The 15,810-nt window shown below is 64.2% G+C and carries 10 protein-coding genes and 1 pseudogene; 8 read left to right on the top strand and 3 right to left on the bottom strand.

The window, feature by feature from the left end; genetic code table 11:
• Positions 1-17 precede the first annotated feature (17 nt).
• Complete coding sequence (locus tag HB778_RS19390; RefSeq protein WP_183456143.1) at positions 18-1,808, bottom strand: acyl-CoA dehydrogenase; 1,791 nt, start codon at positions 1,806-1,808, stop codon at positions 18-20.
• Between the two features lie 201 nt (positions 1,809-2,009).
• Here HB778_RS19390 and HB778_RS19385 point away from each other — a divergent pair, with 201 nt between their 5' ends.
• Positions 2,010-2,558, top strand: a complete 549-nt coding sequence (locus HB778_RS19385; protein WP_183456141.1) for a hypothetical protein — start codon at positions 2,010-2,012, stop codon at positions 2,556-2,558.
• Positions 2,559-2,648: 90 nt separating this feature from the next.
• Here the strand turns inward: HB778_RS19385 and HB778_RS19380 are convergent, their stop codons facing one another.
• Complete coding sequence (locus tag HB778_RS19380; RefSeq protein WP_095198515.1) at positions 2,649-3,107, bottom strand: MerR family transcriptional regulator; 459 nt, start codon at positions 3,105-3,107, stop codon at positions 2,649-2,651.
• 454 nt (positions 3,108-3,561) lie between these two features.
• Here HB778_RS19380 and HB778_RS19375 point away from each other — a divergent pair, with 454 nt between their 5' ends.
• The 4 genes from HB778_RS19375 (at position 3,562) to HB778_RS19360 (ending at position 10,965) form a co-directional block, all read left to right on the top strand.
• Positions 3,562-7,626: a peptidoglycan-binding protein gene (locus tag HB778_RS19375; RefSeq protein ID WP_183456139.1), complete on the top strand. Its 4,065-nt coding sequence runs from the start codon at positions 3,562-3,564 to the stop codon at positions 7,624-7,626.
• Positions 7,627-7,820: 194 nt separating this feature from the next.
• A complete protein-coding gene (locus tag HB778_RS19370; protein WP_183456137.1) occupies positions 7,821-8,744 on the top strand; it encodes a sulfite exporter TauE/SafE family protein in 924 nt (307 codons plus the stop codon).
• Positions 8,744-9,535: a TIGR02186 family protein gene (locus tag HB778_RS19365; RefSeq protein ID WP_183456135.1), complete on the top strand. Its 792-nt coding sequence runs from the start codon at positions 8,744-8,746 to the stop codon at positions 9,533-9,535. The genes HB778_RS19370 and HB778_RS19365 overlap by 1 nt, the downstream gene beginning before the upstream one ends.
• Positions 9,536-9,708: 173 nt before the next feature.
• Complete coding sequence (locus tag HB778_RS19360; RefSeq protein WP_183456133.1) at positions 9,709-10,965, top strand: Hsp70 family protein; 1,257 nt, start codon at positions 9,709-9,711, stop codon at positions 10,963-10,965.
• Between the two features lie 15 nt (positions 10,966-10,980).
• On the opposite strand, the pseudogene HB778_RS19355 reads toward HB778_RS19360, so the two are convergent.
• Positions 10,981-11,873 (bottom strand): annotated as a pseudogene (locus tag HB778_RS19355) (LysR substrate-binding domain-containing protein).
• Between the two features lie 143 nt (positions 11,874-12,016).
• On the opposite strand from HB778_RS19355, the gene HB778_RS19350 reads away from it, so the two are divergent.
• Genes HB778_RS19350 through HB778_RS19340 form a run of 3 tightly spaced genes read left to right on the top strand, consistent with a single transcriptional unit; the run spans position 12,017 to position 15,809 of the window.
• Positions 12,017-12,154: a hypothetical protein gene (locus HB778_RS19350; protein ID WP_183465322.1), complete on the top strand. Its 138-nt coding sequence runs from the start codon at positions 12,017-12,019 to the stop codon at positions 12,152-12,154.
• The gene (locus HB778_RS19345; protein ID WP_183456131.1) at positions 12,151-15,078 is read left to right on the top strand and encodes a molybdopterin oxidoreductase family protein; all 2,928 of its coding nucleotides are present in this window, start codon (positions 12,151-12,153) and stop codon (positions 15,076-15,078) included. Before HB778_RS19350 ends, HB778_RS19345 begins: the two co-directional genes overlap by 4 nt.
• Positions 15,075-15,809: a 4Fe-4S dicluster domain-containing protein gene (locus HB778_RS19340; protein WP_183456129.1), complete on the top strand. Its 735-nt coding sequence runs from the start codon at positions 15,075-15,077 to the stop codon at positions 15,807-15,809. Before HB778_RS19345 ends, HB778_RS19340 begins: the two co-directional genes overlap by 4 nt.
• Position 15,810: the final 1 nt, after the last annotated feature.

The raw sequence follows: 15,810 nt of genomic DNA, 5'->3' as shown, positions 1-15,810 counted from the left end.
GGGGAGGGCAACCATCTTTAGAACGCTTCCGCGGGCAGGGCCATCAGCGTGTCCGCGCCACTCGAGATACGGGCGAGATGGGCCGACGTCTCCGGCATGATCCGCTCCATGAAGAAGCGCGCCGTCACCACCTTGTTGTCGTAGAAGGACTGGGTGCCGTTGGCGCCGGTCTTGCCCTGCGCCGCCTTGGCCATCTGCGCCCACATGTAGCCCAGCGCGACAAGGCCAAAGAGATGCATGTAGTCGGTCGAGGCCGCGCCGGCGTTGTCGGGCTTGGCCATGCCGTTCTGCACCAGCCACATGGTCGCCGCCTGCAGATCGTTGAGGCCCTTCTTCAGCCCCTTGGTGAAGGGCGCCATCTTCTCGTCGGCGCGGTTTTCCTCGCAGAACTCGCCGACCTCCTTGAAGAAAGCCTGGATGGCGCGGCCGCCGTTCAGGCCGAGCTTGCGGCCGACGAGGTCGAGCGCCTGGATGCCGTTGGCGCCTTCATAGATCATGGCGATGCGGGCATCGCGCACGAACTGGCTCATGCCGTGCTCTTCGATATAGCCGTGGCCGCCGAACACCTGCTGGGCCATGACGGCGTGGTCGAAGCCCTTGTCGGTGAACACGCCCTTGACCACCGGGGTCATCAGGCCGGTGTAGTCCTCGGCGGCCTGGCGATCCTTGTCGTCGGGGGAACGATGCGCGATGTCGGACTTGATCGCCGTCCACAACGCCAGCGCGCGGCCGGCCTCGTTGAACGCCTTCATGGTCATCAGCGAGCGGCGGATGTCGGGATGGACGATGATCGGGTCAGCCTTCTTGTCCGGCGCCTTCGGCCCCGACAGGGAACGGCCCTGCAAGCGGTCCTTGGCGTAGGAAACGGCATTCTGGTAGGCAATTTCGGAGATCGACAGCCCTTGCAAGGCGACACCGAGCCTCGCCTCGTTCATCATCGTGAACATTGCCTTTAGGCCGCCATTCTCCTCACCGAGCAGCGTGCCTTCGGCCTCGTCATAGTTCATGACGCAGGTCGAATTGCCGTGGATGCCCATCTTCTCCTCGATCGAGCCGCAGGAAAGCGTGTTGCGCTCGCCGGGATTGCCCGATGCATCGAGCTTGAGCTTCGGCACGATGAACAGCGAAATGCCCTTGACGCCTTCCGGCGCGCCCTCGATGCGGGCCAGCACCAGATGCACGATGTTGTCCGACATGTCGTGCTCGCCGGCCGAGATGAAGATCTTCTGACCTGAGATTTTGTAGGTGCCATTGCCGTTCGGCACCGCCTTGGTGCGCAGCAGGCCGAGATCGGTGCCGCAATGCGGCTCGGTCAGGTTCATGGTGCCGGTCCAGGCGCCTTCGACCAGCTTCGGAAGCCAGGTCGCCTTCTGGTCGTCGGTGCCGTGGGTGATGATCGCCGCGATCGCGCCCTGGGTCAGGCCCGGATACATCATCAGCGCCATGTTGGCCGAGACCATGTATTCGGAGACCGCCTGGTGCACCATGTAGGGCAGCCCCTGGCCGCCGAACTCGACCGGCGCCGCCAGCCCCATCCAACCGCCCTCGCGATACTGGTCGAAGGCTTCCTTGAAGCCTTTCGGCGTCGTCACCGAGCCGTCGTCGTGACGCACACAGCCTTCCATATCGCCGACGCGGTTGAGCGGATGCATGACGTTCTCGGCGAGCTTGGCGCCCTCGGCGAGGATCGCCTCCAGCACGTCGGGCGTGGCGTCGGCAAATCCGGGAAGGTTCGAATAGCGCTGATAGCCCAGCACCTCGTTGAGCACGAACAGCGTGTCCTGGACCGGGGCCCTGTAGATCGGCATGCTTTTCCTCCACCATGCGGATTAGGCCCCGAAATCAAGCCGTGCGCGGCAAGCGGGCCAATGTCGAAGCCGCAATAGCAAATATTGACGTTTGCGTAAACGTCAATTTATTGTGTCGAAAGAAATTTCGACAACCTCTGGCCGATCGGGATTTCGAAAAGGCCGCTTGTCCATCCGTTCGCAGCGAGGCAATTTCGCTGAATGAACCCTGCCGCATTCATAATCAGCATCCAGAGCCACTATCTAGATCAGTTCCGGATGTTCGTCGAAGAGCAGCGGCGGAGCTGCGTCCAAGGGTCACCGGAGGTAAAATTCCAGATCGGTGAGGAGAGCGGGCTCTTTGGCGGGCTTTGTTGCGTCGACTTTATCAAGAATGACGGACAGGTCGAACCTGCGGAGCTTCAGCCGGATTTCGTCACGTTCGAGCCTATATCGGGTCGGCTTGGTCGCGCCGAACTCCTGATCGAACAGTTGCAATGGAATGACGTCGTGATCCATCACACGCTCGCGGCGTCTCCGCTCGACCAGATCGGTGCCTGGTTCCAGCACTGGTTCGACCCCGATGATGAGCGTTACGTGGAGGGCGCCGAGTTCGGCAACATCATCCATTCCCTTTCCATCCGGCCCAAGGCGCTGAGCGTGGACTTCGGAACGGCTTCTCCCGACGCATTCTGGAGTTTGCTCGCACTTCTTGAGGCCGCGGGCACAGCTGGCTTGCGGATCAGCACCTCTCAGACGCAGGTATCCTGAAACGGGAGCGGCCGCGCTGGCCTGATCCACAGAAAAAGCCGCGCGGCCATGGCCACGCGGCTTTGATCGTTACAAATTCAGCAGACTTGTTTAACTCGCGACGCTCGCCTGCGCCGTGCGCTCGGCCAACATCTGACGCACCGCCGACATCGAGCCGGAGAGCTCGTTGATGGCGTCGTCGATCAGCGCCCGCTGCTTCTGCAGGCGGGCAAGCTGCTTCTCCGACTTGTCCAGCGCCAGCCGCAGCTGCTTGGTGTTGGAACCGGTCGGATCGTAGAGATCCATCATCTGCTTGACGTCGCGCAGCGAGAACCCGACCTTGCGGCCGAGCAGGATCAGCTTCAGCCGGGCCTTGTCGCGGCGTGTGTAGAGACGGGTTGAGCCGTCGCGCTGCGGGTTGAGCAGGCCCTTGTCTTCGTAGAAACGCAGCGTGCGCAGCGTCACGCCGTATTTCTTGGCCATTTCGCCGATGCGAGCGAGATCCTCACCGGCTTCGACAGATACATTATTGGTATTGGCCGCGGTCTCGCCGGCCGAGATAAGCTTCATGGTCACTGGCTTTCCCCGTCTGGTGGCGTCGCGGTCCTGGACCATGCGTCGCCTGACTGGAAGCGGGGGCGTGCTTCCGGCCGTGGTTTCGACAAACAAAATCGCAAACAGCACACTCAAATGCGCCTTTTACGTTTACGTCAATTCTATACCGATAGCCGCCTCATGACGCAAGGGGCGTTCTGTGAAGGTGCTTTATGCCGCACCGCGGACGGCGACAGCCAACGTCCTTGCAACTTCTTAAGCTTGGTTAACGCGTTGTTTACCACGTTGGGGGAAATGTGGGCGCGTCGGCTACCCGTGTTTATCCTGTATCGAATTTTTCACGGTTTTTCGGAGCGCGGGTGAACCCCCGGGAAGCTTGTCTTCCACCGTGGCAGCGCGGTCGCCTTCGTTCCGGCAGGGACTTGGGGAGCTGGTCGCAAGCCGGCCAATCTGAAAGACGGACGCACCGATGAACAGCAAGCGGTCCTATCTCGATACACTCAACGCCGGCAGGCAGCGCAGGCCGCAGACCACGCTCGAGCAACTGAACCGCTCGCTGGAGACGCTGGAGCAGCGACTGGGGCAGACCCGCGAGGAGGTGACGGCACGTCCGGCTCCGCGCCAATACGGTGCCGACCCGCGCTATCCCGCCACCGACCCGCGTTACCCCGCCACCGATCCGCGCGCTCCCGCCGCCCAGCCAACCGGGCAGCAGCGCTGGTACGAGGATCCGCAGCCGGCACCGCGCCCGCAGAGCCCGGCCCCGGCCCCCAGCTTCGACCAGAACTACCAGGCCATTGCCCGCGACATCGACCGCGTGCGTGGCCAGGAAGACAGCGTCGCCATGGTCGGCAAGATCGCCGGCGAACTGCGCGGCATGCGCGAGGAGCTGCGCCACCAGATGACAGCAGGCCTGCAGCGCGAATTCGATGCGCTGCGCAAGGATATCGACCGCGCCTTCCAGGCGAACGCCAAGCCGGGCGCTTCAGGCAAGGGCAGCGCCGAACTCGGCGTCGAATTCGAACGGCTTTCCGGCGCCATCAAAACGCTTTCGGAGAAGAGCGACGACAGAAGCGTCAATCTGCTGCGGCTGGAGCTCGAGCAGGTCAAGACCGCGCTCGACACGCTGGCGCGCGAGGAGAGCGTGCAGAAGGTCGACCGCCGCTGGGACGAATTCGACCGCCGCTGGACGGCTTTCGAGGACCGCGTCGACGCCGACCAGCGCAAACGTTCCGACGATCCCGCCCTTGCGGCCCTGACCGACCGGCTGGAGCAGATCAGCAACGCCGTCAACAACCTGCCGGAATCGCTGTCGCTGCGCTCGCTTGAGGAAAAGGTGCGTACGCTCGCCGGCGCCGTCGAACATTTCGCGGGCCAGCAGGACAATCGCGGCAGCGACACGCTTGCCATGATCGACGAACGGCTCGACGAGATTTCCCGCGCCATCGTTGCCTCGACCGTCGCGGCACAGGCCAATTCGGTCGACCACGAAGCCTTTGAACGCATCGAGAAGCGGATCGATTCGCTCGCCCGGCAGATCGAGGAAGTGGCGCAGGACCACCCCGGCAATGCGGTCATGGATCGCCTGAGCACGCTGTCGAGCCGGGTCGACGAACTCGCCGGCCGCGCCAATCTGCCCGAACAGGCAATGGAACGGCTGGCCAAGCAGATCACCCTCATCGCCGACAAGATCGACCAGGCGCCCGTCATGCCCGACGCCGACTATATCTTCCACGGGCTTGAGCAGCGCTTCGACGTGCTGTCCGGCATGATGGAACGCCGCCAGGGCGACGCCATCGAACAGGGCAATATGCTGTTCCGCGATCTCGAGCGCCGTCTGGACGAGGTTGCCGACCGGCTCGACCAGCGCATGACACCGCAGATCGACAGCGCCGGCATCATGGAAGCCATCGACGCCCGCTTCACCGCACTCGCCACGCGCATGGAGACGCGCGCTCCCGATCCCGCCGGCGAAGCGGCGATCCGTGGGCTGGAAAGCCGGCTCGAGGATATTTCCAGCCGGCTCGACGCATCGGCGGCCCAGGTGGCCGGCATCGATCCGGCGCTGATCCGCAGCCTGGAAGCACAGGTCGCCGGCCTGTCCGCCCATCTTTCCAGGCCGAGCACCCCACTGCCGGAATTCGAGGACATCAGCCCGCGCCTCAACGAAATCGAGAAGACGCTGGCCGGCACCCGCGATTCGATCCTCGGCGCGGCACGCGAAGCCGCCGAGAACGCGGTGCGTTCGCTGGCCGGGTCGAACGCCAACGCGACGGCCGTTTCCGGCCTCGCCCAGGATCTAAAGACGCTGGAAACGCTGACGCGGCGTTCCGACGAGCGCAATTCGAGAACTTTCGAGGCCATCCACGACACATTGCTCAAGATCGTCGACAGGCTGGGTTCGCTGGAGACCAGCGAACCGTCCGAGGCGGTGAGCGAGCTGCTGGATACGCGCCAGGAAGAGGCCGTCGGCAAGCGCCGCGCACGGACCGCCAAGATGGCTGTCGAGGCGCCGTCCCTGGATATCGACGAGCCGATGCCACTGACCGGCGACATGGCCGATCTCGATGGCCGCGCCGCCGCCATAATGCGCAACGAACAGGGTACGCGTAGCGACCTGGGTGCACGCAGCGACCTGGGCACGCGCTCGCCGGCGGAAGCCGCCGCTGCCGCCGCCATGGCCGCCCTCGGGTCCGACACCATCGCCGAGAAAGACCAGCCGGCAGGCCGCAAATCGATGTTCGGCGGGCTGGCCCGCGCCTTCAAGGGCAAGAAGGCGGCGGACGTTCCGCCGCTGGCCGGCTCGGCGCCCAGCGCCGATATACCGAGTGTCGATCTCGACGAGCCGCTCGACCCGAAAGTGGCCAACCGCCCGCTTGAGCCCGGCTCCGGCGCGCCCGACCTCAATGCCATCATGAAGCGCGTGCGCGACGAGCGCGGCCAGCCGGCAAAGCCTAGCGAAAGCGACGCCGCGAAATCGGATTTCATCGCAGCCGCACGGCGCGCCGCCCAGGCTGCCGCCGCGGAGGCCGACGCCTTGAAGCGCCAGTCGACGGTGAAGGGGCCAGTGAAGGCGCTCAGGATCGGCGACCTGCTCAAGGCGCGGCGCAAGCCGATCCTGATGGCGGCGGCGGCGATCATGCTGGCGCTTGCCGGACTGCAGCTCGGCAAGGCGTTTCTCTCGGATCCCGCCCAGGTGGCAAACAACGACGCCGCACCGATCGTCGCCGCGCAACCGGTGCAAACGGCATCCGTCGACACGGCGAGCCAGCCGAAGACGGAAGCCCAGCCGGCAGCGACCGACAACGCGCCGGCCCGCGCCGTCAGGCAGGCCGAACCATCCGTGCCCGCAAGCAAAGACGACATGGTGGCGCAGACCGCCCTGGCGATGCCGTCGGACACGGACGCGATGGCGAATACAGCACCGGTCGCGGAGCCCGCGCCAGCCGCCTCTTCCGGCCCGATGGCTTCGGCCGCTCCGGCGCCAGCCGCGCCCATTGCCACGACCCCGATGGATACGACGGCTTCAGAGCCGGCTGTCACCGGTGGTGCGCAGGCGACGGATACCGATACCCAGCCGGTCGTGGCCGCGCCAACGGCGGCCAACGAGGCCACCGCCAAGGACACCACCGGTGCGGTTGCGTCAGCGGATGCCCCCACGACGGCAGCTGCGGCCAAGTTCGACATTCCGGCCGATGCCGGCCCGGCCGCGCTGCGCGATGCCGCCGCCGGTGGCGACGCCAAGGCACTGTTCGAGATCGGCTCGCGCTACGCCGAGTCGCGCGGCGTCAAGGAAGACATGGCGGCAGCGGCCAAATGGTACGAGAAATCGGCGGAACTCGGCTTCGCGCCCGCCGAATACCGCATCGGCAATTTCTACGAGAAGGGCATCGGTGTCGCCCGCGACATCAAGAAGTCGAAGACCTGGTACCAGCTCGCCGCCGAACAGGGCAACGCCAGCGCCATGCACAATCTGGCGGTGCTGTTCGCCATGGCCGCGGATGGCGTGTCCGACAATGAATCGGCCGCGCACTGGTTCCAGGAAGCCGCCGACCTCGGCGTCAAGGACAGCCAGTTCAATCTTGGCATCCTCGCCGCCAAGGGCGTCGGCATGAAGCAGAACCTCGAGGAATCCTACAAATGGTTCGCGCTCGTCGCCAAGACCGGCGACAAGGATGCGGCCGCCAAGCGCGACGAGATCGCCAATGCGCTGCGGCCCGAGCAGCTCGAGCGGGCGCGCGCCGCGACCGAATTGTGGAAGGCCAAGCCGCTCAATGCGGCGACCAATTCGGCCGACATTCCCGAATCCTGGCAGGAAGGCACACCGCAGACGACCGCCGGCATCGACATGAAGAAGGCGGTCAAGAACATCCAGCTCATCCTCAACAAGAACGGCTACGATGCCGGCGGCGCCGACGGCGTCATGGGCGAGAAGACCAAGAACGCGATCATCGCTTTCCAGACCGACAACAAGCTGCCGGCGACCGGCGCCGTCGATGAAAAACTGGTGCGGGCGCTGCTGGCGCGCAAATAACAAGAAGAAGCGTCGTTTCCACGACGCTCCTGCCACACATTTGCCTGTTAACTGATTGAGATATTTTTTGTTTCGGCGCGGCGACGGGGTTTGACCCCGCCGCCGCGTCGGCGCAAGGAAAAAATTGGCTTTTCGGTGCGAGACTGCCGATAACGGCTGTATTCGCCGACAGGCAAACTGATCGAGACTGACGGGTGGGCATCTATCTCCCGATTGCGGAAATTTCCGTCAACGTCTTCGTGCTGCTGGCCATGGGTGCGGCGGTGGGCTTCCTATCGGGCATGTTCGGCGTCGGCGGCGGGTTCCTCATCACGCCGCTCCTGATCTTCTACAACATTCCCCCAGCGATCGCCGTTGCCACCGGCGCCAACCAGGTCATCGCCTCTTCCGTCTCCGGCGTGCTTTCGCACATGAAGCGAGGCACGCTCGACTTCAAGCTCGGCGGCGTGCTTCTCGCCGGCGGCATCATCGGCTCCACCGCCGGCATCTATGTTTTCGCCTTCCTGCGCCGGCTCGGCCAGCTCGACCTGTTCATCTCGCTGCTTTATGTCGTGCTGCTCGGCACCGTCGGCGGGCTGATGCTGGTCGAAAGCATCAATGCGCTGCGTGCCACACGCAGTGGTGCCGCCCCGGTACTGAAGAAATCCGGCCAGCACAACTGGATCCACCGGCTGCCGCTGAAGATGCGGTTCAGGGCGTCAAAACTGTTCGTCAGCGTCATCCCGGTGCTTGGCCTTGGCGCCGGCATCGGCTTCCTGTCGTCGATCATGGGCGTCGGCGGCGGCTTCATCATGGTGCCGGCACTGATCTATCTGCTCAAGGTGCCGACCAATGTCGTTATCGGCACCTCGCTGTTCCAGATCATCTTCACGTCCGCCTATACGACGCTGGTCCACGCCACCACCAACCAGACAGTCGATGTCGTGCTGGCCTTCATCCTGATGGCGGGTGGCGTGGCCGGCGCGCAATATGGCGCCAAGGCCGGCCAAAGACTGCGCGGCGAGCAGCTCAGGGCGTTGCTGGCCTTGCTGGTGCTGGCTGTGGCGATCCGGCTCGCCATCGATCTTTTCGTCACCCCGCCAAATCTCTATTCGCTGTCCAGCGCGGGCCTCAACTGATGACGGGCCCGAAAGCGTTCGCAGCCGCCATCGTCCTGTCACTGCTTGCAGCCGCCGCGCCGGCGAAGGCACAGACGCCGCTGACGGAAGGCATCCAGATCGGTCTCTCCACCGACAATGTCTCGATCACCGCCGGCTTTTCCGGCGCCGACCTGACCATCTTCGGCTCGCTGGAAAATCCCGACCCGCTGGTCGCCCGCCAGGGGCGCTACGACGTCATCGTCGTGCTCGAGGGTCCGCCACGCCCGGTGGTGGTGCGCCGCAAGGACCGGGTGCTCGGCGTGTGGGTCAATCTGGACTCCGAAACCTTCGAGAATGTGCCGATGTCCTATTCGGTGGCGACGACGCGGCCGCTGCAGGACATCACCGAACCGAACAGCTACAAGCAGCTCTCGCTCGGCGCCTCCAATCTCTACATGCAGCCCGCCGACGCCGGCGACAGCCCGGCGACGATCGAAGAATTCACCACGGCTTTGCGCGAGCGCAAGTCGGCGACCGGCCTCTACAGCGAGAATGTCGGCGGCGTGCAGTTCCTGTCGCAGAACCTGTTCCGCGCCACCGTGCGGTTGGCGCCCAATGTGCCAGTTGGGACCCACAAGGCACGTGCCTTCCTGTTCAAGAGCGGCCTGTTCATCAAGGAGAGTTCGGCCCAGTTGGAAATCCGCAAATCCGGCTTCGAACAGTCGATCTTCCGTGTCGCCCACAACTACTCCTTCCTCTATGGCGTCTTCGCCATATCGCTGGCCATGCTGACGGGCTGGCTCGGCAGGCTGGTCTTCCGCAAGGATTGAGCGTCCAAAAGGGGTTTCCCTTTTCCGCATCATGCTATAGACCGCACCTCCCCGCCCAACGGGCAAGCACGCACAATTCAATTCGGCAGAGCGGTCCGGTCGCCCGGAACCACAGCGCACGCTTCTCGCGCGAGCGCCGATCCGCTGCCTGCCGCCAATGACAGGAGGCTGCTTTGCGACCAGCATTCGCCGGTATCGACTTCGGCACTTCGAACTCCACGGTCGGCGTGGTCCGCAACGGACAGCCCCACCTCGTCGCGCTCGAAGACAACCAGGTCACACTGCCCAGTGCGGTGTTCTTCAATTTCGAGGATGGCCGCATCTGTTTTGGCCGCCGGGCCATCGCAAACTACACGGACAGTGTGGAAGGCCGGCTGATGCGCTCGCTCAAGAGCGTGCTCGGCAGCTCGCTGGCGCATGAAAAGACGCGCATCAAGGCGCGTTCGATCGGCTTCATGGAAATCATCGGCCTGTTCCTCGGGCATCTCAGGAAGAAGCTGGAGGAAGACGGCGGCGATCTGGTCGAGACCGTGGTGCTCGGCCGCCCGGTACAGTTCGTCGACGACGATGCGCAAGCCGACGCCAATGCCCAGAGCGACCTGGAAAAGGCGGCGCACGCCCAGGGCTTCAAGCACATTGCCTTCCAGTTCGAGCCGATCGCCGCAGCGCTCGACTACGAGCAGAGGGTGACGCGCGAGGAGCTGGCGCTGATCATCGACATGGGCGGCGGCACGTCTGACTTTTCGGTGGTGCGCGTCTCGCCGGAGCGTGTCCGATCCCTCGACCGCAAGGACGATATCCTGGCCAGCCGGGGTGTGCATATCGGCGGTACGGATTTCGACCGGCTGCTCAGCATCGCCCATGTCATGCCGCAGCTCGGCTATTTGACCCCGACCAAGGACGGCAAGCGCAATTTGCCGGCAAGCTATTTCATCGATCTTGCCACATGGCAGCGCATCAATCTGGTCTACACCGCCAAGGCGATGACGCATCTGCGCCAGATCCGCTACGAGGCCGGGCGCGCCGATCTTGTCGACCGCTTCATCCACATTGTCGAGCATCGCTATGGGCACGCGCTGGCGGCATTGGTCGAAAAGGCCAAGATCGAGCTGACCGACCTATCATCGGCCGAAGTCGCGGTGAGGCTATCCGACGTGGAGTTCGCCGCCGGGATCACGCGCGACGGGCTGGACGCCACCATCGCCAGGGACATCGAACGGGTCACCGCTACGGTGGCTGAGACCATCCGCGACGCCGGGGGCAAGCCATCCGACATCACCTCGGTGTTCCTGACCGGCGGCTCGACCGCTATACCGCTGGCCAGACGGGAAATCCTGTCGCTGGTGCCGCAGGCATCTGTCATCGACGGCGACATGTTCGGCTCGGTCGGCCTTGGCCTGGCGCTGGACGCCCAGCGCAAGTTCGGCTAATCCGACCGCGCTCCCTTATCCATGATCTGCTGACGCACCCAGATGTGCCTTGAGCGCCATCTGGGCGAGGCTTGCCTGGCGATCGCGGTGCGTGATCATGGCGAAGTCGCGTTTCGGCAGTTCGAGTGGCACGGAGCGCAGGGTGCCTTCGGCGACGGCGCGTCCGACGACGAGTTCCGAAATGATGGTGGCGCCGGCACCCGCCTCGACCGCCTGGCGAACCGCCTCGTTGCTGGGCAGCACCAGGAATACTTGCAGATCGGCAAGCGAAATCCCCTCACGCCGCGCCAGATCCTCAAGCACCTCGCGCGTGCCCGAACCGCCTTCGCGGATGATCCAGCGCAGGCCCCTGATGTCGGGACAACCCGGCGCGGTTTCGACGATCTCGGGATGGGAACTGGCAACGACCAGCATCAGCCGGTCGGTGTCGACCTTGGCGCGGCGCAATATGTCGGATTCGGTGCGCCCCTCGACCAGGCCGAGATCGGCGGTTCCATCCAGCACGCTGGCCTCGACCTGCCTTGTGTTGCCGATGCTGACGCTCAGCCGCACCGCGGGTAGGCCTCGTGGAAGGACGCCAGCCGGCGCGGCAGCCAGTAGCTGGCGATGGTCAGGCTGGCGGCGATGGAGAGACTGCCGGCGACCGTCTGCGAGACATGTTCCAGCACATTGCGGGCGGCGGCGGCTCGCTCCAGCACGGCCTTGGCCTCCGGCAGGAACCGGTGGCCCGTCTGGGCAAGCTCGATGTTGCGGCCGACGCGGTTGAACAGATGGACGCCATGCTGCTCCTCAAGCGCGCGGATGGCGGCCGATGCCGCCGATTGGGAAATGCCCAAAAGCTCCGCCGCCTTGGTCATGTGGCCGCGCTCGGCGACGGCGACGAAAATGCGCAACTGATCCAGGGTCATGGCGCATTAAGAACCATTATCGATCGAATTTACAAGAACAACTGATTAGACGGATCGATAGCTTTATTCTACTTTTTCAGGTGAAGTTAGAAAAAATTGGCCATCAGGTCGCAGCGTATAAAATGATCGGGCGGTTCAGATCCATGCTTGCCCATTGGGCCCGTGGCATAAGGCGGCGGCTGGCCGGCGATCGCTATCACCCTGAAGAGCATTACATGCGCGGCCCCGGGCCGAAGACACGCGCCAAGTCCGCCGGCCGCGCCGGCACCACCGGCCCATGATCCACCCACCGCGCGGCGCGAATTCGGCACCATCGCAACGCCCGCTTGCCGACACGCGCGCGCCCGATGAAGGCGACGGCGTCGACACATCGCCAAGCGTTTCGGACAGCATCGCCAAGACGACCTGCTACATGTGCGCCTGCCGCTGCGGCATCGACGTGCACATCAAGGATGGCAAGGTCCGCTACATCAACGGCAACAAGGACCATCCGGTCAACCGCGGCGTGATCTGCGGCAAGGGCAGTTCCGGCATCATGCAGCACTACAGCCCGGCCCGGCTGAAGAAGCCATTGCTGCGCAGCGGCCCGCGCGGCTCGGGCGAATTCCATGAGATCGAGTGGGAAGAAGCATTCTCGATCGCCACCGAACGGTTATCTGCCATCCGCCGGACCGATCCCAAGAAACTCGCCTTCTTTACTGGGCGCGACCAGTCGCAATCTCTCACTGGCTGGTGGGCGAGCCAGTTCGGTACGCCGAACTTCGCCGCCCATGGCGGCTTCTGTTCGGTCAACATGGCGGCCGGAGGGCTTTACACGATCGGCGGCTCGTTCTGGGAGTTCGGCGAGCCCGACTGGGACAACACGAGATATTTCATGCTGTTCGGCGTTGCCGAGGACCATGATTCCAACCCGATCAAGATCGGGCTGGGAAAACTCAAGGCACGCGGCGCCAAGGTGGTGTCGATCAATCCGTGCCGCACCGGCTACAATGCGATTGCCGACGACTGGATCGGCATCCGGCCCGGTACCGACGGCCTGTTCGTCTTCGCGCTCATTCACGAATTGCTGAAAGCCGGACGCGTCGATCTCGACTATTTGCTCCGCTACACCAACGCCCATGTCCTCGTCGTGCAGGAGCCCGGCGCATCAGACGACGGGCTGTTCGTGCGCGATGGCGACGGCAATCCGCTGGCCTGGGACAGGGTGGCGAAGACGTCCACCAAGGCAATCGACCCGGAGGCGAAGCCGGCGCTGACCGGCAGCTTTGAAGTCGCCGGCCGCCGTTGCACGCCGGTGTTCCAGCTAATCGCCGACCGCTACCTCGATGACAGCTATGCGCCGGCTGCGGTCGCGGAGCGCTGCGGCATTCCAGCCGATACGATCCGCCGGATTGCCGCAGAACTTGCCCATGTCGCCTTCGAACAGACGATCGAATTGCCTATCGCATGGACCGATTGGGCCGGGCGCCGGCACGAGACCATCAAGGGTCGGCCGGTTTCGATGCATGCCATGCGCGGCATCTCCGCCCACTCGAACGGTTTTCACACTTGCCGCGCCATCCACCTGCTGCAGGTGCTTCTGGGCACGGTGGATGCCCCGGGCGGCTTCCGTTTCAAGCCGCCCTATCCCCGGTCGGCGCCGCCGGGCCCGAAACCCGGGGGCAAGACGGTCAAGCCAATGACGCCGCTGGACGGCATCCCGCTCGGCTTTGTCTGTGGGCCGGACGATCTGCTGGTCGATGAAGACGGCACGCCAACCCGCATAGACAAGGCCTATTCCTGGGACGCGCCGCTCGCCGCGCATGGCCTGATGCACACTGTCATCCGCAATGCCTCTGCGGGCGATCCCTACAAGATCGACACGCTGATGATGTACATGTCGAACATGGCCTGGAATTCCTCGATGAACACCGTCGAGACCATTGCCATGCTGACCGACAGCGACGAGGCGGGCAATTACAAAATCCCCTTCATCGTCTATTCCGACGCCTATTATTCCGAGACAGTACCGTTCGCCGACCTTGTGCTGCCCGACACCACCTATCTCGAACGGCACGATTGCATCAGCCTGCTCGACCGGCCGATCAGCCATGCCGACGGGCCGGGCGATGCCATCCGCCATCCCGTGGTCGAGCCCGATCGCGACGTCAGGCCGTTCCAGTCGGTGCTGATCGAACTCGGTGCGCGGCTCGGCCTGCCCGGCTTTGTGAATGATGACGGATCGGCCAAGTATACCGACTATGCCGACTACATCGTCAATCACGAGCGCACATCAGGCATCGGCCCGCTGGCCGGTTGGCGCGGCAAGGACGGGACGTCGATTGGCAAGGGCGAGGCCAACCCGGATCAGTTGCAGCGCTACATCGACAATGGCGGCTTCTGGCATCACGATTTCGCCGAGGACCAGCGCTACTACAAGATGGCCAACCGCTCCTATCTCGATTTCGCGGTGCAGATGGGCTTTATCCCGAAAGCCGAGCCGATCGTCTTCCAGCTCTACTCCGAGCCGTTGCAACGCTTTCGGCTCGCCGCGCGCGGCCATGGCCGGGTGGTACCACCCGAGAGCGAGCGCCAGCGCATCGATACCTACATGGACCCACTGCCGTTCTGGTACGTGCCCTTCGAGGAAGCGGCTGTCGACCTGCATAAATACCCGCTGCACGCGCTGACGCAGCGGCCGATGCACATGTATCATTCCTGGGGTTCGCAGAATGCGTGGCTGCGGCAGATTACCAGCCAGAACAGGCTGTTCGTGCATCACCGCACCGGGATCAGCCTCGGTCTCGTCGATGACGACTGGGTGTGGATCGAAAGCATCAATGGCCGGGTGAAGGGGCAGATCAACCTGGTCGACGGGGTGAACGAAAGCACGGTCTGGACCTGGAACGCGATCGGCAAGAGACGCGGCAGCTGGGGGCTGAAGGACGATGCCGCCGAGAGCAATCGCGGCTTCCTGCTCAACCACATCATCGGCGACCAGACCTCGGCCGATGCGCAGGGCAAGCGCTATTCGAATTCCGACCCGGTCACGGGACAAGCGGCGTGGTTCGACCTGCGCGTGCGCATCGTCAAATGCGCTGATGAGGAAGCCGGCTTCGCCGAGCCGCAATTCGAGCGTTTTCAGCAGTTGCCGCACTTCGAACCCGCGCCCGACATCCTTCGCTTCGGCGCCGAATTCCGCATGAACAGGGAAGCCGCCGAATGACCTGCCTTCCCGCCCATACCGACAAGAAACTTGGTCTCGTCATCGATCTCGACACCTGCGTTGGCTGCCAGGCCTGCGTCACCGCCTGCAAGGAATGGAACACCGGCGGCCACATGGCGCCGCTGACCGACATCGACCCCTATGGCGGCCATGTCGACGGCGTCTGGTTCAACCGCGTGCACAGCTACGAACACACCACCGAGATGGGCGGGCGCACGGTGAACTTCCCGCGCTCCTGTCTGCATTGCGACACGCCGGCCTGCGTCACCGTCTGCCCGACCGGCGCGTCCTACAAGCGGGCCTCGGACGGCATCGTGCTGATCGACGAGGACAAGTGCATCGGCTGCAAATTGTGCAGCTGGGCCTGCCCCTATGGCGCGCGCGAATTCGACACCGATGTCGGCGTGATGAAGAAATGCACGCTATGCGTCGACCGCATCTACAACGATAATCTGGCCGAGGAAGACCGGGTGCCGGCCTGCGTCGCCGCCTGCCCGACCAGCGCCCGGCATTTCGGCGATCTCGGCGATCCCCAGTCGGCCGTCTCGCAACTGGTGGCGGAGCGCGGCGGCGTCGACCTGATGCCAGAACTCGGCTATCACCCGACCAACAAATACCTACCGCCGCGCGCCCACACGCAACGCGCCGCATCGGTGCCAGCAAAGGCGCTGGAGCCGGTGCGGGCCGAAGGCGGCTTCCTCGGCTGGGTCGATCGCATGCTTTCGAACTAGC

The sequence above is a fragment of the Mesorhizobium huakuii genome, from assembly GCF_014189455.1.
Lineage (GTDB): Bacteria > Pseudomonadota > Alphaproteobacteria > Rhizobiales > Rhizobiaceae > Mesorhizobium > Mesorhizobium huakuii_A.
The sequence above is the reverse complement of the archived record's forward strand: the minus strand, read 5'-3'. Positions and strand labels throughout refer to the sequence as shown.

What these genes read in the sequence shown, in the direction of transcription:
- HB778_RS19390 (WP_183456143.1), bottom strand. Translation starts at nt 1,808, where the DNA reads ATGCCGATCTACAGGGCCCCGGTCCAGGACACGCTGTTCGTGCTCAAC.
- HB778_RS19385 (WP_183456141.1), top strand. Translation starts at nt 2,010, where the DNA reads ATGAACCCTGCCGCATTCATAATCAGCATCCAGAGCCACTATCTAGAT.
- HB778_RS19380 (WP_095198515.1), bottom strand. Translation starts at nt 3,107, where the DNA reads ATGAAGCTTATCTCGGCCGGCGAGACCGCGGCCAATACCAATAATGTA.
- HB778_RS19375 (WP_183456139.1), top strand. Translation starts at nt 3,562, where the DNA reads ATGAACAGCAAGCGGTCCTATCTCGATACACTCAACGCCGGCAGGCAG.
- HB778_RS19365 (WP_183456135.1), top strand. Translation starts at nt 8,744, where the DNA reads ATGACGGGCCCGAAAGCGTTCGCAGCCGCCATCGTCCTGTCACTGCTT.
- HB778_RS19350 (WP_183465322.1), top strand. Translation starts at nt 12,017, where the DNA reads ATGCTTGCCCATTGGGCCCGTGGCATAAGGCGGCGGCTGGCCGGCGAT.
- HB778_RS19345 (WP_183456131.1), top strand. Translation starts at nt 12,151, where the DNA reads ATGATCCACCCACCGCGCGGCGCGAATTCGGCACCATCGCAACGCCCG.
- HB778_RS19340 (WP_183456129.1), top strand. Translation starts at nt 15,075, where the DNA reads ATGACCTGCCTTCCCGCCCATACCGACAAGAAACTTGGTCTCGTCATC.